Annotated in this window: 21 protein-coding genes and 1 tRNA gene; 12 read left to right on the top strand and 10 right to left on the bottom strand. The window is 64.8% G+C overall.

Going from position 1 to position 23,301, the window contains the following annotated elements; genetic code table 11:
- The first annotated feature begins 578 nt into the window (after positions 1–578).
- Positions 579–651: transfer RNA gene (locus ACIBG0_RS07695), tRNA-Lys, on the top strand.
- Positions 652–1,494: 843 nt separating this feature from the next.
- Complete coding sequence (locus tag ACIBG0_RS07700; protein ID WP_397031158.1) at positions 1,495–2,457, top strand: acyl-ACP desaturase; 963 nt, start codon at positions 1,495–1,497, stop codon at positions 2,455–2,457.
- A gap of 123 nt (positions 2,458–2,580) precedes the next feature.
- Here the strand turns inward: ACIBG0_RS07700 and ACIBG0_RS07705 are convergent, their stop codons facing one another.
- Positions 2,581–3,219 carry a hypothetical protein gene (locus ACIBG0_RS07705; protein ID WP_397030365.1) on the bottom strand — a complete coding sequence of 213 codons (639 nt, stop codon included), beginning with the start codon at positions 3,217–3,219 and terminating at the stop codon, positions 2,581–2,583.
- Positions 3,220–3,460: 241 nt separating this feature from the next.
- Here ACIBG0_RS07705 and ACIBG0_RS07710 point away from each other — a divergent pair, with 241 nt between their 5' ends.
- The 4 genes from ACIBG0_RS07710 (at position 3,461) to phoU (ending at position 9,361) form a co-directional block, all read left to right on the top strand.
- Entirely contained in the window at positions 3,461–4,327 is an 867-nt protein-coding gene (locus tag ACIBG0_RS07710; protein ID WP_397030367.1) for an SDR family oxidoreductase, read from the top strand.
- Between the two features lie 69 nt (positions 4,328–4,396).
- Complete coding sequence (gene dusB, locus ACIBG0_RS07715; protein WP_397030369.1) at positions 4,397–5,545, top strand: tRNA dihydrouridine synthase DusB; 1,149 nt, start codon at positions 4,397–4,399, stop codon at positions 5,543–5,545.
- A 506-nt stretch (positions 5,546–6,051) separates the two neighbouring features.
- Entirely contained in the window at positions 6,052–8,043 is a 1,992-nt protein-coding gene (locus ACIBG0_RS07720) for an LCP family protein (protein WP_397030371.1), read from the top strand.
- A 655-nt stretch (positions 8,044–8,698) separates the two neighbouring features.
- Positions 8,699–9,361: a phosphate signaling complex protein PhoU gene (gene phoU, locus ACIBG0_RS07725; RefSeq protein WP_397030373.1), complete on the top strand. Its 663-nt coding sequence runs from the start codon at positions 8,699–8,701 to the stop codon at positions 9,359–9,361.
- A 61-nt stretch (positions 9,362–9,422) separates the two neighbouring features.
- Here phoU and pstB read toward each other — a convergent pair whose 3' ends face one another.
- The 6 genes from pstB to ACIBG0_RS07755 form a co-directional block, all read right to left on the bottom strand.
- The gene (pstB, locus tag ACIBG0_RS07730) at positions 9,423–10,199 is read right to left on the bottom strand and encodes a phosphate ABC transporter ATP-binding protein PstB (protein WP_364347028.1); all 777 of its coding nucleotides are present in this window, start codon (positions 10,197–10,199) and stop codon (positions 9,423–9,425) included.
- 14 nt (positions 10,200–10,213) lie between these two features.
- On the bottom strand, positions 10,214–11,119 hold the full coding sequence (gene pstA / locus ACIBG0_RS07735; RefSeq protein WP_397030375.1) for a phosphate ABC transporter permease PstA: 906 nt from the start codon (positions 11,117–11,119) through the stop codon (positions 10,214–10,216).
- Positions 11,119–12,111 carry a phosphate ABC transporter permease subunit PstC gene (gene pstC / locus ACIBG0_RS07740; protein ID WP_397030377.1) on the bottom strand — a complete coding sequence of 331 codons (993 nt, stop codon included), beginning with the start codon at positions 12,109–12,111 and terminating at the stop codon, positions 11,119–11,121. The genes pstA and pstC overlap by 1 nt, the downstream gene beginning before the upstream one ends.
- A gap of 91 nt (positions 12,112–12,202) precedes the next feature.
- Positions 12,203–13,315 (bottom strand): phosphate ABC transporter substrate-binding protein PstS, encoded by a 1,113-nt coding sequence (pstS, locus tag ACIBG0_RS07745; protein ID WP_397030379.1) that lies wholly within the window; start codon positions 13,313–13,315, stop codon positions 12,203–12,205.
- A gap of 240 nt (positions 13,316–13,555) precedes the next feature.
- A complete protein-coding gene (gene mshD / locus ACIBG0_RS07750; RefSeq protein WP_397030381.1) occupies positions 13,556–14,467 on the bottom strand; it encodes a mycothiol synthase in 912 nt (303 codons plus the stop codon).
- 136 nt (positions 14,468–14,603) lie between these two features.
- Complete coding sequence (locus ACIBG0_RS07755; RefSeq protein WP_397030383.1) at positions 14,604–15,368, bottom strand: winged-helix domain-containing protein; 765 nt, start codon at positions 15,366–15,368, stop codon at positions 14,604–14,606.
- Between the two features lie 182 nt (positions 15,369–15,550).
- Here ACIBG0_RS07755 and ACIBG0_RS07760 point away from each other — a divergent pair, with 182 nt between their 5' ends.
- The 6 genes from ACIBG0_RS07760 to ACIBG0_RS07785 all read left to right on the top strand — a co-directional run bounded on the left by ACIBG0_RS07760 (position 15,551) and on the right by ACIBG0_RS07785 (position 19,669).
- Positions 15,551–16,357 (top strand): LmeA family phospholipid-binding protein, encoded by an 807-nt coding sequence (locus ACIBG0_RS07760; RefSeq protein WP_397030385.1) that lies wholly within the window; start codon positions 15,551–15,553, stop codon positions 16,355–16,357.
- Positions 16,354–16,794, top strand: coding sequence for a thioredoxin family protein (locus ACIBG0_RS07765; RefSeq protein ID WP_397030387.1), 441 nt, complete (start codon positions 16,354–16,356; stop codon positions 16,792–16,794). Before ACIBG0_RS07760 ends, ACIBG0_RS07765 begins: the two co-directional genes overlap by 4 nt.
- Before the next feature lie 320 nt (positions 16,795–17,114).
- The gene (locus ACIBG0_RS07770; protein ID WP_397030389.1) at positions 17,115–17,603 is read left to right on the top strand and encodes a DUF4395 domain-containing protein; all 489 of its coding nucleotides are present in this window, start codon (positions 17,115–17,117) and stop codon (positions 17,601–17,603) included.
- 31 nt (positions 17,604–17,634) lie between these two features.
- Positions 17,635–18,468 carry a sulfurtransferase gene (locus tag ACIBG0_RS07775; RefSeq protein ID WP_397030391.1) on the top strand — a complete coding sequence of 278 codons (834 nt, stop codon included), beginning with the start codon at positions 17,635–17,637 and terminating at the stop codon, positions 18,466–18,468.
- Between the two features lie 4 nt (positions 18,469–18,472).
- Entirely contained in the window at positions 18,473–18,778 is a 306-nt protein-coding gene (locus ACIBG0_RS07780; RefSeq protein WP_062988334.1) for a DUF1416 domain-containing protein, read from the top strand.
- Between the two features lie 183 nt (positions 18,779–18,961).
- A complete protein-coding gene (locus ACIBG0_RS07785; protein ID WP_397030393.1) occupies positions 18,962–19,669 on the top strand; it encodes an FABP family protein in 708 nt (235 codons plus the stop codon).
- On the opposite strand, the gene ACIBG0_RS07790 is transcribed toward ACIBG0_RS07785, so the two are convergent.
- From ACIBG0_RS07790 to ACIBG0_RS07800, 3 genes are all read right to left on the bottom strand, one after another.
- Positions 19,666–20,256: a Uma2 family endonuclease gene (locus ACIBG0_RS07790; RefSeq protein ID WP_397030395.1), complete on the bottom strand. Its 591-nt coding sequence runs from the start codon at positions 20,254–20,256 to the stop codon at positions 19,666–19,668. The two genes, ACIBG0_RS07785 and ACIBG0_RS07790, sit on opposite strands and share 4 nt — an antisense overlap.
- A gap of 95 nt (positions 20,257–20,351) precedes the next feature.
- Positions 20,352–20,789 carry a hypothetical protein gene (locus ACIBG0_RS07795; protein ID WP_397030397.1) on the bottom strand — a complete coding sequence of 146 codons (438 nt, stop codon included), beginning with the start codon at positions 20,787–20,789 and terminating at the stop codon, positions 20,352–20,354.
- A gap of 289 nt (positions 20,790–21,078) precedes the next feature.
- Positions 21,079–23,244, bottom strand: coding sequence for an ATP-binding cassette domain-containing protein (locus tag ACIBG0_RS07800; protein WP_397031159.1), 2,166 nt, complete (start codon positions 23,242–23,244; stop codon positions 21,079–21,081).
- Between the last annotated feature and the right edge of the window lie 57 nt (positions 23,245–23,301).

The raw sequence follows: 23,301 nt of genomic DNA on the forward strand, positions 1-23,301 counted from the left end.
CGGCCGCGACACGTTCGGGCACACCAACGATAAGCGGAATTCCGGATCGCCGGGTAAGTCGGCGATTCTCCCGTAATTCACCAAGTCGTCACGGTACCCGGAAACACCATCCGACACGCGGCAAACCGAAGACTCCAGCGGCCGAAACATCCGGATATCTGTTACGGCAAACTTCGCGCAATCGAGCAAAGTGCTACGTCGGATTTCCGAATTGGACAGCGACACAGGGCTATTCACCCGAGCCGACCAGCAGCCCGGTCACCGCGGCACCGACCGCGCGACAACGGCCAGCCGCCTCGCTGCGCCCCCCGCACACTGACCCTACACCCCCCGCAAATCCAAAGACATTGGTACGCAACATGATTGGATGGTAGCCTGGCTCGGCAGGAATGAACAAAGCTGGGTACCAAATGTTTACCGGCAGCATCGTTATCCACGTGCACCGTGTTACCCGGTGTGCCAGCGCGACTCGACACCGGCACCCGACAACCCCCGAGCGAACCGAATCGAGCCGCCGACCGCCGCGCCCTGCCCCCGTTTACCCGATCCGCACCCGGCCCACTACACTGTCCATCCGCGCCCCTATAGCTCAGTTGGTAGAGCTACGGACTTTTAATCCGCAGGTCGTAGGTTCGAGCCCTACTGGGGGCACCTTCTCAGGCGTCCGGTTTCCATACCGGACGCCTGAGTCATTTCCGGTCCGTTCGAACTCGCGACGCGCCTCGGCTGCGGCCAGGAAACACCACATTCCGCCGTGGGCTTTCTCATAACCCGATGCGACCCGACACCTGGGGCATACCAGACAACAGGTGGCTTCACTCGATGATTTTCCCTTCCGGGTTTCATCGCACCGACAACTCGACAGGCCACCGCTACGAATGCGCTGAAGGCGGCATTGCCGACATCGCCCGGCGAATGCAAGCTGAGCGTTGGTCTGGTGCGCAGCATCAACGCTCAGCCCGACGGAAGCCACCAGCGGCAACGATCTGGTCGCCGACGCCACCTCCATCGCGGCGACCTGTCCGGCCGAGCAGCTGAACAGTGGCATACACCACAGGCGAAGTTCGGCTGCGCCAACTGGCTCGTACTCGGCCATCGAGTCGGCGGCAGCGGCAAGATCGCGCGGCACCAGCGGCACGATCGGAGAAGCGTTGACCGAGAAGGCAGGTGGTCCACTCAGGATTCTCCCCGCCGCACTTTTCGGCGGCGAACACTGAACGGTCGCGGGGGCGGCACCTGCGGCTTTGTGCGTTACAGCACGCTGAGCTAACGACTCTCGGCCCCTGACGATAGACCCCTTGCTACGGTCCGAGCCCCTACACTCGGTGTGGTTGTCGAACGCCGACATCGGCGTATGAGCTCGATCACGAGGTCTCATTTGTCAGCCAGATGCGTTTCGCATCACACCTACGGTGCCGTAAGGTATGGCCGCATCGGCACACGGTCTACCCCGGGGAACTGACCAGCAAGAGCACACACATGAAGGGCTTGTATATGGCAAGGGATCTGACTCAACTCGAGCTGCTCACGGAGTTGGAGCCGGTTGCCGAAGAAAACGTCAACCGGCACCTCTCCCTGGCAAAGGAATGGCATCCGCACGACTATGTCCCGTGGGATGAGGGCCGCAACTTCGCGGCACTCGGCGGGGTCGACTGGGACCCTGAGCAGTCCCGACTGAACGAGGTCGCGAAGGCGGCCATGATCACGAATCTGCTCACCGAAGACAATCTGCCCTCTTATCACCGCGAGATCGCCGAGAACTTCTCGCAGGACGGCGCCTGGGGCACCTGGGTGGGCCGCTGGACCGCCGAGGAGAACCGCCACGGCATCGTGATGCGCGATTACCTCGTGGTCACCCGTGGCGTTGATCCCGTCGCGCTCGAAGAGGCGCGCATGATCCACATGACCAATGGATTCGCTTCGCCGACCGAGGCCGATGCGGGCTTCCTGCACTCGGTGGCGTACGTGACCTTCCAGGAACTGGCCACCCGGGTCAGCCACCGCAATACCGGCCGGGTCTGTGACGACCCGATCGCCGACCGCATGCTGCAACGCGTCGCCGCCGACGAGAACCTGCACATGATCTTCTACCGCAACATGTGTGGCGCGGCCCTGGATCTGTCCCCCGACCAGGCGATCGAGGCCATCACGCTGATCCTGGAGAACTTCCAGATGCCCGGCGCCGGTATGCCCAACTTCCGCCGCAACGGCGTGCTCATGGCCAAGCACGGCATCTACGACCTGCGCCAGCACCTCGAAGAGGTGGTGCAGCCCGTGCTCAAGAAGTGGAACATCTTCGAGCGCACCGATTTCACCGCACGCGGCGAGGCAGTGCGCGAGCGGCTCGGGCTGTTCCTGGAGAAGTTGAGCCAGGACGTCGTCAAGTTCGAAGAGCAGCGCGACCGCATGCTCGCCCGGGAGGCCAAGAAGCGCGAGCTCGCCGGTATCGCCGGCTGAGCTCGACCTCCGCGAACATAAACGCGCCGCCGCCGGATTTCTCCGGCGGCGGCGCGTTTATGTTCGGCAACGCCGATCTCGGTGGCGAACTTATAGATTCAACCGTCGAAACTCCTTGCGGCGCTACTTCACCGGCAGTGCGCCGTCGACACCGCCCACATCGGTGATCTTCCATTCCGAGTTCTTATCCAGCGTGACGTTGTAGGTCACCGTTGTCTGCGCGCCCTCCGGGCTCTGCGCATTCGTCGAACTCACATTCACGAACACATCGACTTTGTAGATACCGCCTTGCTCCGACATCACCTTCGCGGTAATCGGCGCGGCGGTGGAGGTCCACTTCAGCGGAACCAGAATCTGTTCGAGCTTGGGCGCGGTCGCATCGAACTTGTTAGCCAGTTGCGGAACGGTATTCGCCTTCAGCTTGGCCACCCATGACGGTATGTCCTGATAATTGACGGTGGCCGCGCCGACCGCGTATTCGGTGGCCACCTGCTCGGCCTTCTTATCCGCGGCTTCCCGATCGTTTCGGTTGGCGAGATCACCGCGGGCCGAGACTAGAAGACCGCTCAGCACGGCGACCGCGATCACCAATGCGCCGATTACCGTGCCGAGGACCACGCTGGATACGCGAATCGACACGGTTCCCGGCCGGTGTCCGGACTTGTGGGCCTGCGTATCGGACGCCGTTGCTTCGGCAGTCTTGCCCAACTCCACGCCGGAGTCGTCATCGTCTGGTGCGGTGCCCTCGGTCCGTTCCGTCATTCGCCCTCTCCGATAACTCTGGTCTCACGGGCGCTATCCGTGAGTAACAGGCTACTGAGGCCGTCTGAGAAGGCCGGAGCGCCCTCGGCGCAGGGGGCTCCCTGGCCGGGCGAACCATCTCGGGGCCCGATTCCGAATCCGCCGATGATCCGGCCGCGAACCTCGACACTGGTGGTATTGCCGCCGACGGCGCGCCGCGCTGACCGGCCATGACTCACACCGACCGCAGGAGGCTGAGGATATGTCCAGCACATCGAAGGGCGACGGGGCGCTCACCGGCAAGGTTGTCGCGATCACCGGAGGGGCGCGCGGTATCGGACGCGCGAGCGCCGAGGCATTTCTCGCGGCGGGCGCCGCGGTCGCGATCGGGGATATCGACGTCGAACTCGTGGCCAAGACGGCGGCGGAGTTGGGTGCGGATCCGGACGCCAAGATCGTCGGCCTGCCGCTGAACGTCACGGATAAGGCCTCGTTCGCCGCCTTCCTCGACCGGGTGGACGACGAACTCGGCCCGCTGGACGTGCTGGTCAACAATGCCGGCATCATGCCGACCGGTCTGTTTGCTGACGAGGACGAGGCGATGACCGATCGAATCATCGCCATCAACCTCAACGGGGTGATCCACGGTTCGCGGCTCGCCGTACAGCGGTTCAAGAACCGCGGCAGCGGACACCTCATCAATATCGCGTCTTTGGCGGGGACACAGGGGTTTCCGGGCCTAGCCACCTACTGCGCGACCAAACACGCGGTGGTCGGGTTCACCTCGGCGCTGCATCTGGAGATGAGGGAGCACGGCATACATGTCGGCGCGGTGCTGCCTGGCATCGTGCGCACCGAACTGTCCGCCGGTGCCAATATGCCGGCTTGGATCACGCCGCTGACCACGGTGGATCCGGAAGACGTCGCGCAGGCGATCGTGAAATCGGTGCAGCAGAACAAACCACTGGTGACCGTGCCACGCCGACTCGCGGCCATCATCAAATCAGCACAGCTGCTACCCTACCGCGCACAACTCCGCGTCGCCGAATTCACCGGCGCGACAACGGCTTACGCCCAACCCGACCCGGCCGTACGCGAGATCTACCACCGCAGACTCCGCAGCGAATAAGGGTGAATCAGCGCACGTCAGCGTAGATGGCTTGGGGACAGCCCGGCCGCGGATGAGAGACTGGTGGGCGTGACGATTACTGCCGAAGCCAAGAGCACGCTGCGGATCGGGCCGTATCCGGTCGATCCGGCGGTGGTGCTCGCGCCGATGGCGGGCATCACCAACCTGGCGTTTCGGAAGTTGTGCCGGGAGTTCGGCAGCTCCACTTCGATCTATGTGTGCGAGATGATCACCGCGCGGGCGGTCGTCGAGCGCAATGAGAAGACGCTGCACATGATGTCCTTCGACGCGGACGAGCACCCCCGCTCGATGCAGCTCTACGGTGTGGATCCGGCCACACTCGGCGAGGCCGTGCGGATCATTGTCGGCGAGGGCTGGGCCGATCACATCGACCTCAATCTCGGCTGCCCGGTGCCGAAGGTCACTCGACTGGGCGGCGGCGCGGCGCTGCCGTACAAGCGCGCGCTGTTCAGCAAGATCGTCAAGGCGATGGTTTCCGGCGCCGAACCGGCCGGTGTTCCGGTGACGGTGAAGTTCCGCATCGGCATCGACGACGACCACCTCACCTACTTGGACGCCGGCCGTATTGCCGAGGCCGAGGGCGCCAAGGCCGTCGCATTGCACGCCCGCACCGCCGCGCAGCGGTACTCCGGCCAAGCCGACTGGACGGCGATCGCCCGGCTCAAACAGGCCGTCACGACGATCCCGGTGCTCGGCAACGGCGATATCTTCTCGGCTGCCGACGCGGTGCGCATGATGGACGAAACCGGGTGCGACGGAGTCGTTGTCGGCCGCGGCTGCCTCGGCCGCCCATGGCTGTTCGCCGAATTGCAGGCGGCACTGCGCGGCGAGAAGCTGCCAGAGGCGCCGAATCTCGGCCGCGTCGGCGAGGTGCTGTACCGGCACGGCGCCCTGCTCGCCGAACACCTCGGCGAGGACAAGGCCATGCGCGATCTGCGCAAGCATATGGCCTGGTATCTGATGGGCTTCCCGGTCGGCGCGGACCTACGCCGCTCCTTCGCCACGGTGTCGAGCCTCACTCAATTGCAGGACCTCATCGGCGAACTCGACCCGACCGCGCCATTCCCCCGTGACGCCGAGGGCCCGCGCGGGCGCCAGGGCTCGCCGGGCAAGGTCGCGCTGCCGCACGGCTGGCTCGACGATCCCGACGATCCGGCCGTTCCCGCTGGCGCGGATCTGATGCACAGCGGCGGCTGACCGTAAGTGCAATCGCACTCTCACCCCATTGTCGGAAACCCTCCGACCAGCACACATCCAGATGCGCAAGACAAGCTCGGCACGTCGATTTCGCACTGGGCTGGCTCGCCGTGGCGGAATCGTTATCATTGGCGGAATCGGTCATGCGGGTCGAAAGCGGCCGAAGCGGCAGCGGAGACGAAAAGCGAGGTTCGTTGGTGGGTGACGATCGGCACGGGCAGTCGCCACGGCCCGGAGGTCGCGCCCCGTGGGAGCGCTATCCCACGGCGGATTACACCGAACGCGACGGTGCACGGTCCTCACGCAGAGCCCGACATAACGATCCCGATTCCAGCTCGGCACCGCTGACGGTTCAGGACCTCGTCCAGAAGGTCGACAACGAACGCAGCGGGCGCAGACGTCGGTCCACGACACCGGATGCGCCGCCCACGCACGCGAACCGGGCTGCCCCTCCGCCGCCCGAAGCCCCTGCACGCCAAGCGGACGCACCGCCCCGGACATCGGCCATGCCCGCCGGACGCAAAGGCGACGCGCCACGCACCTCGGGCACACCAGCCGCACGCAAGCCAGATGCGCCACGCACCTCGGCCACCCCAGCCGCACGCAAACCAGACGCGCCACGCACCTCGGCGATGCCCAGCGGACGCAACGACGCGGCACCTCGCACCTCGAGCACCCCAGCCGGTCGCAAGGCCGAAGCACCCCGTACGACGGCCACTCCGGCCGCCAAAGCCGACGCTGCCCGCCGTTCCGCGCCCTCCCCGGTCGTCGACGACATCGCGGGCACCCCGGCGACCGCGCGCACCGGGAAACGCCGCGCATCGACGGTATCCGGGAAAGAACCGCCCGAGGTCGTCACCGACGTAATTCCGCCGGTCGAGGAAACCCCGCGTCCCAAGAAGCGCGCCATCGGTTGGCCGACCACCGATCCGGACGCCCCGAAAACGGCAGCAGCATCCACCCGCGTCGGCCTGACTCGGCTAGCCGCGAGTCGCCAGCGCCGCAATAAGCGGCTGCAGGTCGCGGGACGGGCCAGCCTCACCATTTGCGCGGTCGTCGCCTTGCTGGTCACCGGTGGCGGTTGGAGCTATCTGCGCTCGACGGCCAATGGCTTCACTCAGGTTTCCGCCCTCGACGACCATCCGGAAGACGTCGTCGACTCCGGTGCCCAACTCGGCGACGAGAACTTTCTGCTGGTCGGTACCGACACCCGTGTCGGTGCCAATAGCCAAGTAGGCGCTGGCTCTACAGACGATGCCGAAGGCTCTCGAGCCGACACCGTTATGTTGGTGAACATCCCCAAGAATCGGTCGCGGGTCGTAGTTGTTTCGTTCCCCCGAGATCTCGACGTCAGCCGGCCTCAGTGCAACGGTTGGGACAACGACAAGGTCGAGTACACAAACGAGACTTACCCTGCGGCTATGGGCGACAAGCTCAACGCGGTTTACGCATTGGGCGGGCCGAAGTGCTTGGTCAACGTGATCCGGAAGTTGACCGGGCTCACTATCGGCCACTTCATCAGCATCGACTTCGCTGGGTTCGAGGCGATGGTCGACCAAGTCGGCGGCGTGGACGTATGTGCCACCAAACCGATCGTCGACGGGATTCTGGGCACGGTCCTGGAGAACCCGGGCAGACAGCGGATCGACGGCGCGACGGCACTCAATTATGTGCGTGCCCGCCACGTGTACGGCGAGGAGCGCAGCGACTACGACCGAATCAATCGCCAACAGCGCTTCCTCGCCTCGTTGCTGCGCGGCGCGCTGTCCAGCAAGGTTCTGTTCGATCCCGGCAAGCTGCGTGGATTTATCGATGCATTCACCAAGCACACTTGGGTCGATCGGATAGACACGAGCGACCTGCTGACGCTTGGCCGGTCACTCCAGAAGGTCGACGCGGGCGCGGTTACGTTCCTGACCATCCCAACCGCGGGCACCACCTCCTATGGCAACGAGATTCCCCGCGAATCCGATATCAAGGCGATCTTTCGCGCGGTCATCGACGACCAGCCGCTGCCCGGCGAGAAGAAGTCGACCCCGGCCCCCGGTTCGATCCCGTCGTCCCAGCCGGCGCCACCGAAGCTGACCGCAGTCGATCCGAGCACGGTATCGCTGTTGGTTTCCAACGGCTCGGAGACGGCGGGTGCGGCCAATAAGGCGGCGACCAAGCTCGGCAACCAGGGCTTCCAGATCTACAACACCGGCAATTACTCCGGTGGGAATTCCGAGGTCGCCACCAAGGTGCGCTTCGGGCCCGGCCACGAGGCCGAGGCGGCCACGGTGGCCAGTTCCCTGCCCGGAGCAACGATGGAGCAGTCGAATAGCCTTGGTGGCATCGTCGAGGTCGTGATCGGTGCTGACTATGCGGGTACGGTGCGTGCGCCGACGCCGGTCGGGGATCCGATCTCGAATGTGTCCATCACCGCGTCAAGTGCGGAACCAGTGACGCTGCCCTCGGACCTGGAGCACGTCAACGCCGCCGACGAGACGTGCAAGTAGCTCACTGAGGTCCTCGGTACGTCGAGTCATCCTTGGCCACATACTCCTGCATTTTCTGGATCACTCACTGCCGCAACAATATTCATTTCGATGGTGATCAATGTGAGCTACCGTAGGAGACGGTTGAGATCATTAACAGGGAGGGGTTTCAGTGTTACGCAATCTAACCTTCGCCGCTATCACATCGGCGGCCGCTATGACCTTGCTCGCAGGACCAGCGCTAGCCGACAAACCGGACTGGGCCAACAACTGGCACAAGTCCCCGACTTACCAACAGTGCGAGCAAGACCGGCGGGAAACCGCGAAGCTAGGAATCCGCGTCAGCGACAATTGCGAGTACGACGGCGGTGAAAGCTACCAGTACTGGACGTAGGCTGTTATCGGCTCAATGCACGTTGAACTCCTGTGTAAGTGGGACATTCACCTCACACTTACACGGGAGTTTCGTTGTGAGTGTGAAGCCATGGACGCGCTGGCCTGCCCCTCGGACATGAGCAGGGTCACTTTGCCGCCGGATCCAGAGGAAATCGCGCTGCCAACGGTATCTGCGAGCGAGCCAGCCCCGAGCTGCGGTAACACTGCTGCTACGGACTGGCACCGCCCATTAACCCTGCGTTGGTGACTAGGTCAGCAACGGGCATTAATGTCTCTATTCATGCGTGTCATCTACAACGAGCAAATGGCCGATCTTGCCCACCTGCTGGGCGAGATGGCCGGTCTGGCGGGTTCGGCGATGGAACGGGCCACCCAGTCTCTGCTCCAGGCCGATCTCACTCTGGCTGAGTCGGTGATCACCGAGGGCGACCGGATCGCCGAGATGATCAGCGATGCCGAGGAGAAGTCGTTTGCCCTGCTTGCGCTGCAGGCGCCGGTGGCCGGTGATCTGCGGCAGGTAGTGAGCGCGATCCAGATCGTCCAGGACGTCAACCGGATGGGCGCGCTGGCGCTGCACGTCGCCAAGGTGACCCGGCGGCGGCACCCCAACCACGCGCTGCCCGAGGCGGTGAACGGCTACTTCGCGGAAATGGGCCGAATCGCGGTGAATATGGGTGCCGGAGCCAGGGAGGTGCTCGAGACCCGGGATCCCGAGCGCGCCGCGCAGCTCAACGAGGACGACGAGGCGATGGACGATCTGCACCGCCATCTGTTCACGTTGCTGATGGATCGCGACTGGAAGTACGGCGTGGCTTCGGCCGTCGATGTGACGCTGCTCGGCCGCTACTACGAGCGCTTCGCCGACCATGCGGTCGAGATCGGCCGCCGGGTGATCTTCCTGGTCACCGGTGAGCTACCGCCGGATTCCGACGTCGAGGTGTGAATATCGAACCGGCTGAACGCAAAGGGCCCGCACCACGGTGCGGGCCCTTTGCTTGTGCTATTTATCCGAAGCGGCCGGAGATGTAATCCTCCGTCGCCTTCTGCCCCGGGTTGGAGAAGATCTTCTCGGTATCGTCGATCTCGATCAGCTTGCCCGGCTTGCCCTGCGCCTCCAGGTTGAAAAAGCCGGTCTGGTCACTCACGCGCGCGGCCTGCTGCATATTGTGCGTGACAATGACGATGGTGAATTCCTTCTTCAGCTCGGTGATCAGGTCCTCGATCGCCAAGGTGGAGATCGGGTCCAGTGCCGAACACGGCTCGTCCATCAGCAGCACATCCGGCGATACCGCGATGGCGCGCGCGATGCACAGACGCTGCTGCTGACCGCCGGAGAGGCCGCCGCCCGGCTTGTCCAGCCGGTCTTTGACCTCGTTCCACAGGTTGGCGCCGCGCAACGAACGCTCGGCGACCTCGTCGAGCTCCTTCTTGTTGCGCACACCCTGCAACTTCAGTCCGGCCACCACATTGTCGCGAATCGACATGGTGGGGAACGGATTCGGACGCTGGAACACCATGCCGATGGTGCGGCGCACACCGACCGGGTCGACGGTGGAGCCGTAGATGTCCTCGCCGTCCAGCAGCACCGCGCCATCGACGCGGGCACTCGGGGTCACCTCGTGCATCCGGTTGAGCGAACGCAGCACGGTGGACTTACCGCAACCCGACGGGCCGATGAAGGCGGTCACGCTGCGCGGCAGTACCGACAGCTTGACATCGGCAACCGCATGGAATTTGCCGTAGTAGATATTCAGGTCTTTGACGTCGATCCGCTTGGCCATTTTTCCGTTCGCTTCTATCGGTTCCGCGTGAGCAGCTTGTTGACGACCGCGGCCGCCGCGTACAACAGGGCGATCAGCAGGATCAGCGTCAACGCCGCGCCCCAAACCCGCGCGCGCCCAGCCGGTTCCGGGTTCGCCAACTCTTGGTAGATCAGCAGCGGCAACGACGCCATATTGCCGTCGAACAGGTTGGTGTTGATCGATTTGCTGTAGCCGACCAACACCAGCACCGGCGCCGTCTCACCCATGACGCGGGCCAGCGAGAGCAGGATGCCGCTGATCATGCCGGGCGCCGCGGTCGGCACCACGATCCGAACAATGGTCTTCCACTTGGGAATTCCGAGCGCGTAGGACGCCTCGCGCAGTTCGTCGGGAACCAGCTTCAGCATTTCCTCGGTGCTGCGAATCACCACCGGGAGCATAAGCAGAACCAGCGCCAGCGATACCGCAAGCGAACTCTGTGGGAAGCCCATGGTCGCGATCCACAGCGCGAAGATGAACAGCGCCGCGACGATCGACGGAACACCCGCGAGGATATCGACCATGAAGGTGGTGACCTTGGCCAGCACGCCACGCCCGTATTCGACCAGGTACACCGCGGCCATGATGCCGAGCGGCACCGCGAGGACCGCGGCGACAAGAGTCTGCACGATGGTGCCGTAGATCGCGTGGTACACACCGCCACCGGATTGGTCCGGCAGGATGCCCTTCTGCGATTTCTGCCACCAGTCCGGCGAGACGACGGACTCTAGCCCCTTCGACACCACCATGAACAGCACCCAGACCAGTGGCACGAGCGCAATGGCGAAGCAGGCCCAGACCACCGCGGTCGCGATGTTGTTCTTGACCCGGCGGGCCGGGCTCACGTGCCGGAAGGTGGGCGCCTTGACCGGCTTGTCGAGAGTCGTCGTGGTGGTCATTACCCGTTCACCCTTCCACCGGACACGAGCCGCGCCAGCGCGTTGACGATGAAGGTCAGCGCGAACAGCACGAAGCCGGCCGCGATGTAGGCGCCGGTCGGCAGTGGCTGACTGAATTCCGAAGCGGCGGCGGCGATCTTGGAGGCGAAGGTGTAGCCGCCGTCGAACAGCGACCAGTGACCGGCCTGTGCCGAGGTACGCAGGATGACCAATACCGCGATCGTCTCACCGAGCGCGCGGCCGAGGCCGAGCATGGAACCGGCGATCACACCGCTGCGGCCATAGGGCAGCACCGTCATCCGGACCATCTCCCATTTGGTCGCGCCGAGCGCCTGCGCGGCCTCGATATGCGAGACGGGCGTCAGGTTGAAGACCTCGCGGGAAACCGAGGTGATGATCGGCAGAATCATCACCGCAAGCACCACGCCCGCGGTGAAGATGGTGCCGCCACCGGAGATCGACACATTGCCGTCGGAGAACAGGAAGAACCAGCCGAGCTTGTCGTTCAGGAAGGTCTCGACGGGTTCGAGCTTCGGCGCGAGCACCAGGAAGCCCCACAGCCCGAAGACGATCGACGGCACCGCCGCGAGCAGATCGACGAGCATCGCGAACGGACGCGCCATCGGCTTCGGCGAATAGTGGGTCAGGAATAGCGCGATGCCAACACCGATGGGCACCGCGATAATCAGCGCCAGCACCGAGCTCAGCACCGTGACCATGAGCAGGTCTCGGATGCCGAAGCGCAGGTGGTCGGCATTGGTGGTGTTGAACTCACTGCTGGTGAAGAAGTTCGCCTCGTTCGCGACGATCGAGGGCCAAGCCCGGACCAAGAGGAATAGGGCGATCAGTGCGATGGCCGCCACGACCGTGGCACCCGCTGCGGTGGCAAGCGACCGGAAGATGACCTCGGCCCCTTGGTTGTGGCCTTTCCTGGCCGGTGTTGCGGCCGGATCTTTCGGTGAGTCCGGTTCGGTGCTCGGTTCACTCGGCATAGGGGCAGTATCTCCAGCCGCCAGCGGACCAGTCGAGTCCGACTGGTCCGCGGCGGACACCTCAGGATGCACGGTCATGGCGTGGCGGCTATCAGTTGATGGCGTTGATCGCGGTGGTCAGCTTGGTCTTGAACTTGTCCGGGATCGCGACGTAGCCCGCGGTGTCCAGACCCTTCTGACCGTTGTTGACGGCCGAGGTCAGGAATGCCTTGACCGCCTTGGAAGTTTCGGCGTCGGCGTACTTCGAGCAGACGATCTCGTAGGTCGGCAGGATGATCGGGTACGCGCCGGCAGCGGTCGGCTTGTAGAACGACGAGGTGTCGAGCACCAGATCGTTGCCCTCGCCCTTGATCTTCACGCTGTCTACGGCCTTGGCCGCGGACTCCGGAGTCAGCTTGACCGGATCCTTGGCGGCCGAGGTGACGACCTGCGCGATGGACAGGTTCTGCGCCTTGGCGAAGGACCACTCGTTGTAGGTGATCGAGTTCTTGGTGCTCTTGATGGCGGCCGAGGTGCCCTCGTTGCCCTTGGCGCCCTCACCGACACCGCCGGTGAAGGTCTTGCCCGCACCCTTGCCCCACGCGCCGTCGGAGGCGGCGTCCAGGTAGAGCTGGAAGTTGTCGGTGGTGCCCGACTCATCGCTGCGGAAGATCACCGAGATCTTGTCCGAGGGCAGCTTGGCGGTCGGGTTCAGCGCCTTGATCTCCGGGGCATCCCAGGTGGCGATGGCGCCGTTGAACACCTTGGCGGCGGTCGGGCCGTCGAGCACCAGATCGGTCACGCCGTCGATGTTGTAAGTGATGGCGATCGGGCCGAAGACGGTCGGCAGGTTCCATGCCGGGGCGCCACAGCGCTCCTGCGCCTTGGCCGGCTCACCCTTCTTATCGCTCAGCGGCGAGTCGGAACCGGCGAAATCGGTTTGGCCGCCGAGGAATTCGTTGACACCGGCGCCGGAGCCACTGGAGGTGTAGTTCAGTGTGAAGCCGCTGCAGTTGGCCTCGTAGGCGGCGACGAAGCGGTCCATGGCGTTCTTCTGGGCCGAGGAACCGCTGGCCTTGAGGGCCTTCTTACCGCCACATGTGACATCGACCTTGGCGGCGGAATCGCCGGTGGCAGAGGTGTTGTCGTCACTGCCACAGGCGGCCAGGGGCATGGCGACGGCGGCCAGCACACCGATCAGGGCGCTGCTGCGCTTGAAGTTCACTTATTCCTCCGGGAATCGCGCTCGACACGCCCGGTCCCTCACCGGCCCGGGCGGGTTTCGTGGTGCCGTTCGCGGGGAACTTGCGCACCAGGCGGCAACGGTGCCGCCCTTATGTAACGTAAGGTCGCTCGGTTGACATTTGGACCAGGCTGGGTGAACGGAGGGTGAACAGCCCGGCGCGATTACTCCCGGCATGTGTGACATTTGCCCCAGTGTTACTCGAGTAACCCCGGCGGTTATTCAGTCAGCGGGCGAATACGCGACATCGATATGCGCTGGTGCGAAGCCGAGTCGGGTGTAGGTGTGCACGGCCGCGGTGTTGTCGGCCTCGGTATAGAGCAGAACCTCCGGCAATCCGCGTTCGCGCAGGTAGTGCAGGCCCGCGAGGGTGAGCAGGCGGCCGAGTCCCCGACCCTGCGCGGCCGGGTCGATGCCGACCACATAAACCTCGCCGACCGACGGATTCTCCTCGTAATGCACCTTGGTCCAATGGAACCCGAGGATGCGGTCCGGATCGGCCGGGTCCACCGCGATGAACAGGCCCTTCGGATCGAACCAGGACTCCTCGCGCCGGACCGCGATATCGCGCTCGGTCCAGCCGCCCTGTTCCGGGTGCCAGGCGAAGGCGGCGTTGTTCACACGCAACAGTTCGGCATCGTCGGTGGGCCCTTCGTAGGTCCGCAGCGCGATGCCGTCCGGGACCACCAACTGCGGTAGCTCCGGCATTGCCAGCGACCGTCGCATCTGCCACAACTCCCGTGCGACGCGCAATCCGAGTCGGGTCGCGAGCGCTTGGGCGGCAGGCTTATTTCCGTGTGCCCAGACCCGAGCACCCGATCCGCCCTTCGCCAGCGCGGCCGAGACCAATTCCGCACCGATGCCGTGGCCGCGAGCAGCGGGATCGACGGCGGCCTCGGCCATTGCGGGGTGTTCGCCATGTGCTGGAACGAGATTCGCGTAACCGACGACGACACCATCGCGCAGCGCCACCAGATGTTCGGTCCCGGAATCGGTCACGGCCAGCGAGAGTACGGCCTGTTCGGAAACCGGCGCGACATCGTCCGCCGCACCGGTCCGCTCGAGCAGTTCCCGCACCGCCCGCGCCACGTCGGCATCGACCTGCGCGCTCCAACCCAATGCCGTCGCACCCATAACGTCTCCTTCGTCGATCCGGTCACCGCGACGAACGCGCGAATCCCGCGCGCCATTCCTTTGGCTCGAGATCAGGTGGACTTGCTCGAGCCCACGTCGACGAATGCCACCATGGATTCCACTTGATCTCGAGCTGTTAGGGGGCCGAGCCGTTGACGGGGAGGGGCGGGGAGTCGTCGGTGCCCGCGGCGGATTCGTCGTCGTGGAAGGTGACGTGATCGCCCTTGGTGGTACGCGCGGGGCGGACGGCTTTGTAGCCGACATTGCGAACGGTGCCGATCAGCGATTCGTATTCGCTGCCGAGTTTGGCGCGCAGGCGTCGCACGTGCACGTCGACGGTTCGGGTGCCACCGAAGAAGTCGTACCCCCAGACCTCCTGCAGCAGCTGGGCGCGGGTGAAGACCCGACCCGCGTGCTGTGCGAGGTATTTGAGGAGTTCGAATTCCTTGTAGGTGAGATCCAGCGGGCGACCACGCAGCCGGGCGGTATAGGTGCCCTCATCGATCACCAATTCGCCGAGGGTGATCTTGCCGGTGTTCTCCGGACTCGCGACACCGCCGTTGCGGCCGACCAGCAGGCGCAGCCGGGCGTCCAGTTCCGCCGGTCCGGTACCGGGCAGCAGAATGTCGTCCAAGCCCCAGTCCGCATTGACCGCGACCAGTCCGCCCTCGGTGAGTACGGCGACCACCGGCACCGACGAGCCGGTGCTGCCGAGCAGTCGGCACAGGCCGCGGGCCGCGGCCAGGTCGGTGCGCGCGTCGACCAGCGCGACATCCGCGGTTCCCGCCTCGAGCAGGGACGCCACCTCGGTCGGCGCCGGGCGCACATTGTGCGCCAGCAGCGACAGTGCGGGCAGAACCGACTCAGGGTTCGGGTCGGAGGTCAGCAGGAGCAGCTCCACAAGCCCTCCTCCCATCTAGTAGCTCCGGACAACAGCCACACCGCCGGGGCCACGTCGCTAATCACAGGTAATCGGATGCAAGATTAGCGCGTGAGCACTGATGACCTCGCCATCCGGGGTCAGTGTGGCATCTCGACACAGACGTGCGATACCCGAAACGCACCGCCAAGTAGTGTTGCCCCATGCGCAAGCTGATCATCGGGCTGCTGTGCCTCGCGGTATTGGCGGTAGTCATCGATTTCGGCGCCGCCGCCTACTCCGAGTATCGCGTGTCGCGTGCCCTGCGTGTCGGCGCCGACCTCACCGCGGATCCCGACGTGGTCATCTTCGGGTTCCCTTTTCTCACCCAGGCGCTCGACGGCCGCTACCAGACGGTCGATATCCGCGCGCGCGTCATGCGTCCCGATATTCCGGGTGAAATTTCGGTCGGCGCAACGCTGACCGGCGCTCACCTTTCCCTCGGCGATCTCACCGACGGAAATGTGCGTGCGGTGCCGGTGGATCGGGTCGAGGGACAGATGCGGCTCGAGCCGACCGAGCTCGGCAAGCTGTTCAAGATCCCTGATCTGCAAGTACATTCGGCACCGGGGAATAAATCCGACGGGACGGGCGGATCGGGCGGATCCGGCATGACCACCGGCGGGCAACTGCTGCTCACCGGCACCATGCCCGGCAAGACGCCGAGCAAGCCGGGTGCACCGCTCGGCGGTGACAATGTGAGTGTGACCGCAGACCTCGTGGTCGACGGTGATCAGGTGAAGATAGTCGCGACCAGCATCTACCGTGGTACGGGTGATGCCACGACGACCGCGGTGGTCACCGATACCGAGCGCCCCAAGGTGCTCGAGCAGTTCACCCGGACAATAGATACGAACGAACTGCCGTTCGGGCTGCGGCCGACGAAGGTCTCGGCGCAGGGCGGCCAGATCGTCATCGAGGCCAAGGCCGAGAACGTGACCATCGACCTGGACAGATTGCGGCGACCATGATTGAAATCACAATCCTGCTATTGGTGGTGCTCGCCGCAGTGGCGGTCGGGGTGCTGCTGAAGCGCCGCGACGGCAAGCTGCGCACGAGCGACACCGAGGCACAGGACGAATCGGCGCGTACCGATCTGCTTGCGTCGATCGGCGCCGACAACTCGGGCCCTGCGGTGCTGCACTTCTCCGCCGACTGGTGCGGACCGTGCGCCGCGGTGCGCCGGGTGGTCGCCGGGGTGACCGAGGAATTGTCCGGATCGCCGCGCCCGCCGCTGGATATCGAGGTCGATATCGATGCCGAACCCGCGCTTGCCAAGGAACTGAACGTGCTCTCACTGCCGACCACCTTCGTCTTCGATATCGAAGGGCGGGAACGATTCCGGATCTCTGGCGTTCCCAAGTCCGCGGACCTGCGCACCGCACTCGAACCGCTGACGGTGGGATAACTCTTCCGGTGGATCGCCGCTGACGGTGGAAAAACAGGGCGTGACAAGGGTTCATAGCAACTGTGACGAACCCCGGGTCCAATTCTCCGGCAGAACCAGGTAAACTCCTCTGCGTGCAAGCCAACCACGAGCTGATGCTCACCCGACGCCGCACAGTTGATCTGTGTCGCCTCGGTGGTTGTTGCTGCCTGTGTGGCTGAGCGGTCGGCTCCGTCAGATTCCGATGCCGACCTGCGTCCGTCGTGCGAGTGATCTCTTGATCCCCCGGCGAACTGGCATTTTTCCCGCCAACAGCGAAATTCAGCGCAGGAGTACGCACAATGTCCACAAATTCCCGAACCGCATCCGTTGAGACCGGAATTCCCGCAGTCGTCGACGTGCGCGGCCCACGCTTCGCCGCGTGGGTCACCACCGGCGCGCTCGTTCTGGTCCTACTCGCCGCAGCCGTTTCGACACCCGTCGCCGCAGTGCTCATCGCCGCCCAAGCGGTGGTGTTCGCAATCGGCGCGGCCTACGGACCACGTCGGCATCCCTATGGCCGGATCTTCGCCGCGTTCGTCGCGCCGCGCTTAGGTCCGACCATCGAAACCGAACCTGTGGCACCGCTGCGGTTCGCCCAATTGCTCGGCCTGGTCTTCAGTGCCGTCAGCCTGCTGGGTTTCCTGGTCGGCTCCACCGTCGTCGGCGCGGTGTTCGCCGGCTTCGCCCTGTTCGCGGCGTTCTTGAATGCGGCGTTCGGGATATGCCTGGGTTGCCAGATCTATCCGCTGGTCGCCCGACTCCGCCGGAACCCGTCCCCGGCGAACTGACACTGCAAGTCACCACCCCGAAAGGAACAACATGGCTCGCTCCGATGTCCTGGTCTCCGTTGACTGGGCCGAAGAGAACCTCAACGCCCCCGGCGTCGTCTTCGTCGAGGTCGATGAGGACACCTCCGCCTACGACGGCGGCCACATCGAGGGTGCCGTTCGGCTCGATTGGAAGAAGGACCTGCAGGATCAGGTTCGGCGGGACTTCGTGAACCAGGAGCAGTTCTCCGATCTGCTCTCGGCGCGCGGCATCTCGAACGACGACGAGGTCGTGCTCTACGGCGGCAACAACAACTGGTTCGCGGCGTACGCCTACTGGTACTTCAAGCTGTACGGCCACAACAACGTCAAGTTGCTCGACGGCGGCCGCAAGAAGTGGGAACTCGACGGTCGTCCGCTTTCCCGCGACGCCGTGAACCGTCCGGCCACCCAGTACAAGGCCGCCGCGCCCGACCTGTCCATCCGCGCGTTCCGCGATGAGGTCATCGCCGCCATCGGCACCAAGAATCTGGTCGACGTGCGCTCCCCTGACGAGTTCTCCGGCAAGATCCTGGCTCCGGCCCACCTGCCGCAGGAGCAGAGCCAGCGCCCCGGCCACATCCCCGGCGCCATCAACGTGCCGTGGAGCAAGGCCGCGAACGAGGACGGCACCTTCAAGTCCGATGCCGAGCTGACCGAGATCTACGGCGAGGCCGGACTCGACGGGTCCAAGGACACCATCGCCTACTGCCGCATCGGTGAGCGCTCCTCGCACACCTGGTTCGTGCTGCAGGAGCTGCTGGGCCACCAGAATGTCAAGAACTACGACGGCAGCTGGACCGAATACGGCTCGCTCGTCGGTGCACCGATCGAGTTGGGAGAGTAATCACATGTGCGCAGCACCTACCCAGGGACAGGCCATTCCGGCCGGAGTCGATGTCGAAAAGGAAACGGTCATCACCGGCCGTGTTCTGAGCACCGACGGTCAGCCGGTCGGCGGCGCGTTCGTGCGCCTGCTCGACGGCAACGGTGACTTCACCGCCGAGGTCGTAGCCTCGGGCACCGGCGATTTCCGCTTCTTCGCGGCGCCGGGCGCGTGGACCGTACGGGCGTTGTCCTCCTCGGGCAACGGCTCGGCAGAAGTTCGCCCGGAGGGCGCCGGCATCCACGCAGTGGATGTGGCAGTCGCCAAGTAAGTAATCGCGCCAACGGCCCCGTCGTTTCCCGATAACCGGGAAGCAACGGGGCCGTTGTGCTGGGCGGGACGCAACTCGTTAGACTCCAGTTGTGGTCCTCTTCTTCGAGATTCTGCTGGTGGCCGTGGCCGTTCTGATCGGCTGGTTCGGCCTGTACGTCTTCTACCGGTTGTTCACCGAATCATGAGTGAACTCGCGAGCGAAGGTTCCAACCCGGCCGAGCGAGCGAGTGAACAACTGAACGGCAGCGGCCCGGCCGAGGCGGCCCCGCGCCGCAGTGGCGACGAGGCCGTGGCCGAGGCGGCCGAACGGGCGAAATGGACTGGTGCGCGCAATATTCCGGTGCTACCGGATCTGCCGCTGCCCGAGGACACCGCGAATCTGCGGCTCGGCCCGGATCTGAGTTCGTCGATGCTCGCCCTGCTGCCGATGGTCGGTGTGTGGCGCGGTGAAGGTGAGGGCAATGATCCCGCGCGTGGCGACTACCGCTTCGGCCAGCAGATCATCGTCTCCCACGACGGCGGCGACTACCTGTCCTGGGACTCCCGTTCCTGGGTGATCGAATCCGACGGCTCCTACGGCGGTCCCGACCTGCGTGAGAGCGGCTTCTGGCGAGTCGGCATCGACGGCGATGACGAGGTGATCGAGCTGCTGCTGACCCACAGCACCGGCATCGTCGAACTCTTCTACGGCACCGCACTGACCCAGTCCTCCTGGGAATTGGCCACCGATGTCGTCATCCGCAGCCAATCCGGCATCGTCGTCGGCGGAGCCAAACGCCTGTACGGCATTGTCGAAGGCGGTGATTTGGCCTACGTCGAGGAGCGCGTCGTGGCCGACGGCCCCCTCGAGCCCCGCCTGTCGGCACGTTTGCAGCGCTACATCGGTTAGCCGCGCCGCCCGATCGATGTCAGGTCGATATCGATGGGGAACGGGACGCCGATTTTCAGGCGGTCGTGGAAGATGCCCACGGGGACGTAGCAATGCGCTACGGGGTCGAGTTCGTAGACGTAGACGACGGCCTCTTCGTCTTCGTCTCGCCGCTCGATCCGCCAGTAATGCGGAATACCGGCCTTGGCATATTTGCCCGGCTTGGTCTCGCGGTCACGCTCCTCGGAGTCCGGGGACACAGCCTCCACCGCAAGGACAAGATCCTCGGCAAAGTAGTACGTCGACGGGTCCCTACGCAGGAACGCCTCCTCAGTCACGACGAGGACGTCCGGCTCCGGCATCTGACGCTTGCCGAGCCGCACCGCCATCTCCCGATCGGCCCGCAGATGCGACGGTGCCTGCCGGTCCAACTCCTGGCGGAAAAGTGACAGGACTTGGCGGTGCCACTTTTCCTGCGGACTCACGAAGACCAGACCCCCATCGATCAACTCGGTGTGCTTGGGCAGGCCGCGCAGCTCTAAGAAGTCCTCGATGGTGAATCCACCAGCAGGTGGAATCAACCAGTCGGGAAACGGCTCAACGGTCATTGCCCCAGCTTAGCGTCTGTCGGGTTGAATTTGACTGGTACGCATGGCCCATCCGATGGGATGGATGTCGGCTAGGACGAGTGGCTGTAGGCGGTTCAGGTTGGGTGCCAGGTGACCAGGAGTTCGTCGGCGAGGGTTTCGATGGCGAGTTTGGCGCCGTTTACTTCGAGGACGGCGGCGCGGAGGCGGTCGTCGTGCAGGCGGGATTCGGAGACGGCGGCAATGTGGGAGCCGATCAGGTCTGAGTACGGGGGTTCGGCGCCGACGTCGAAGGCGGTGTATTTGCCGGATTCGGCGACGTATTCGATGTATTCGGGTTCGGTGAGGCCGGCGAACGGGTCGCGCCACGGGGTCGATGCGACGAGGAGTTCCTCGCCGTCGGTGCCAGCGTCCAGCAGCAGCACCGAACCGTCGTCGAAGGTCAATTCGATGGGGCCTTCGGTGCGGTCGACATCACTGCCCTGTACATAGAACATGCGGCGAACCGCCCTGATGCGGCGTCCAACCACTGCCGCGAGACCCTCCAATGGCATCGGCTACCCCTCGTGTCGAACCCGGTCGCCGGACTCTACCGTCCGAGAGAATTGTGCCGAAAAAGGAACGACCCCCGAGCCATACCCGCCGACGGTGAAGTCTGCATGGGTCCCGGTCGGACTAGACCGGTAGCTCGGGGGCCGGGTGGCTGCCTGGAATTCGCTCAGCACTCGCGCGAACGGAATCCGTTGCAGCGGTGGCGCTAGCGGACAGCCACCTCACAAGTCCTTTGAACATACATTCTTCGAACCACCTCCTTCCTTGTGTACACACGAATCTAGTCAGCGGTCAGCGAGTCGGCAACGGAATTTCGCGGGGCGCTGAATCGGTGCGTTCCGCATCTGCTCCAGTGGTCATGACCTGGCCTGATGCATCGATGTGCAGCACCACTTCGGCGCGGTGATCGAATGGCAGCTGATGTGTGACGACAACCACAATTCGGTCGGGTTCGACCAGGCCGCTGTCGACATCGAGTAGTTCGCGCAGCAATCGGGCGCCCGCCTCCGCCTCGAGATGTTCGGTCGGCTCATCGAGCAGCAGCACCCGCGCGGGCGAAATGAGCGCCCGGGCGAGCAGAATCCGCCGCCGCTGCCCACCCGACACCGCCGCCGCACCCCCGACCAGGTCGGTGTGCACACCATCGGGCAGCGATTCCAGCCAATCCCCGAGACCGACCACGCGCAACGCCTTCTCGGCCGTTTCGACAGTGAGATCCCCACGCGCGACACGCAGGTTCTCGAGTACGGAGGTGCCGAAGATGTGCGCATCCTCGGCAAAGAACGTCACACCGGGCACAGGTGTATCGAACAGCCCCGCCCACGCCATGAGCAACGTGGTCTTACCCGCCCCGCTCGGTCCGACGACTGCGATCCGCATCCCCTTGGGCCGCTCGGGGAGATTGCCCGGCAATAGATCTCGCGCATCGCGAATGCGCGTATCGGCAGTGCCGTCCGACGACGAACCAGCGACGCCACACCTGTTGTCTTCCAGTGGGCTGTCCAGCAACACATCTCGCGCATCGCGAATGCCTTCATCGGCAACTGGACGATCGGACGCACGCAGGCTACCGGCTGACGAGTGTGCGACACGCCTCGAGCTGTCCTCGGTACTGTCCGGCAATAGGTCTCGCGCGTTGCGCGTATGCGTATCGGCATGCGGGCGATCGAATGTACGGGCGACACTGTCTGACGGCGCAACGCCATGCCTGCTGTCCTCGACTCGGCTGGACGCGCTCTCCGACAAATGGTTTCGTACCGACCCACTGGGATGGTCAGCGAATGGTCGGTCGGCCCGCTGCGCCATCGGGTTTCGGGTTATCTCTCGCACAGGGAGGCGATGGAGGGCGGCACGAGCGGTGGTCAGAGCTTGGGCGGCCGCGGGTAGTGGGGCAACTGCCTCGAAGGCCGAGAGGGGAAGCAGGACGAGGATGGTGAGGGCCATCGGAGTCATCGCGGGTTGGTTGGTGCCGTAGATCGCTATACCGATCAAGAGGGACCCCAGGACGCTGGCACCGATCGAAAGGGGTGTGGCTGCGGCGGCCCAGGCGCTGCGTGCGGCCGCGGCATCCTCGGCTGCTACCGCACGTTGTCCGGCGCGATCGGCGGCCGCCAGCGCGGTGTCCAGCTTCCCCGCGACGCGGAGTTCGGCCGCATGATCGAGGACGGTGAGCGCTTGCGCGGTGAATTCGGCGCGGTCGGTGCGCACCGCACGCTCGGCCTCACGAGCGGCCCACCCCGACAGCCACGGTGCGACGATTCCGGCAACGCCGAGCGATACGGCCAGAATGGCCGCCGCGCCGACCGAAATGGTGGCCATGAGTCCGATCGCCGCCAGCGCGAGCACAATCGCGACGGCGATCGGCACGAATACCCGCACGACGACGGCACCGAGATCATCGATATCGCTGCCGATCCGAACCAGCAGGTCCCCGCGCCGCAATGACGCAGCGCCCGCGGAATCGGGCACGGCGACCGGCCGACCCACGCCATCCGAAGTATCTCCGCTGCCGAACGTGGTCACCGCGCCATGTCGACCGGACAGGACGGGCTCGGGCGTCCCGGCGTTGTCCGCAGCAACGAGTTCGGGCGCGTCGGACACCGCTGCAGCGACATCGGCGATCGAGCGGTTGCGGCCGCGCCGACGACTGAAGCCATCGGCACCATGGGCCGAGCCAGCCCGCGCACCGTCGCCGAGCCTACGAATCGACCCGTCGAACTCCCCGGGGTGCACGCCGTCGGCTTCGGCTGGTCTGTCCGAATCGCCGCCGCGCATATCCCGCCGCATCCAGACATCGGAGTGCGCGAGTGTCCGGTAAACGGTTGTCCGAGCGGTCGTCATCGCGCGCAGCGCAACATCGTGGGTGGCAAGGCGTTCCAGATATCGGCACAGTCCGCGCGAGATGCCCAGCGCCCGTACCGCGACAACAGCGACGCTCAGATCGAGCACCGGGGGCATCTCCCAGGCGCGCGCGATCAACCACGCCGCCAATGCCGCCAGCCCGAGCCCGCTGCC

Source organism: Nocardia sp. NPDC050630, from assembly GCF_044457245.1.
Lineage (GTDB): Bacteria > Actinomycetota > Actinomycetes > Mycobacteriales > Mycobacteriaceae > Nocardia.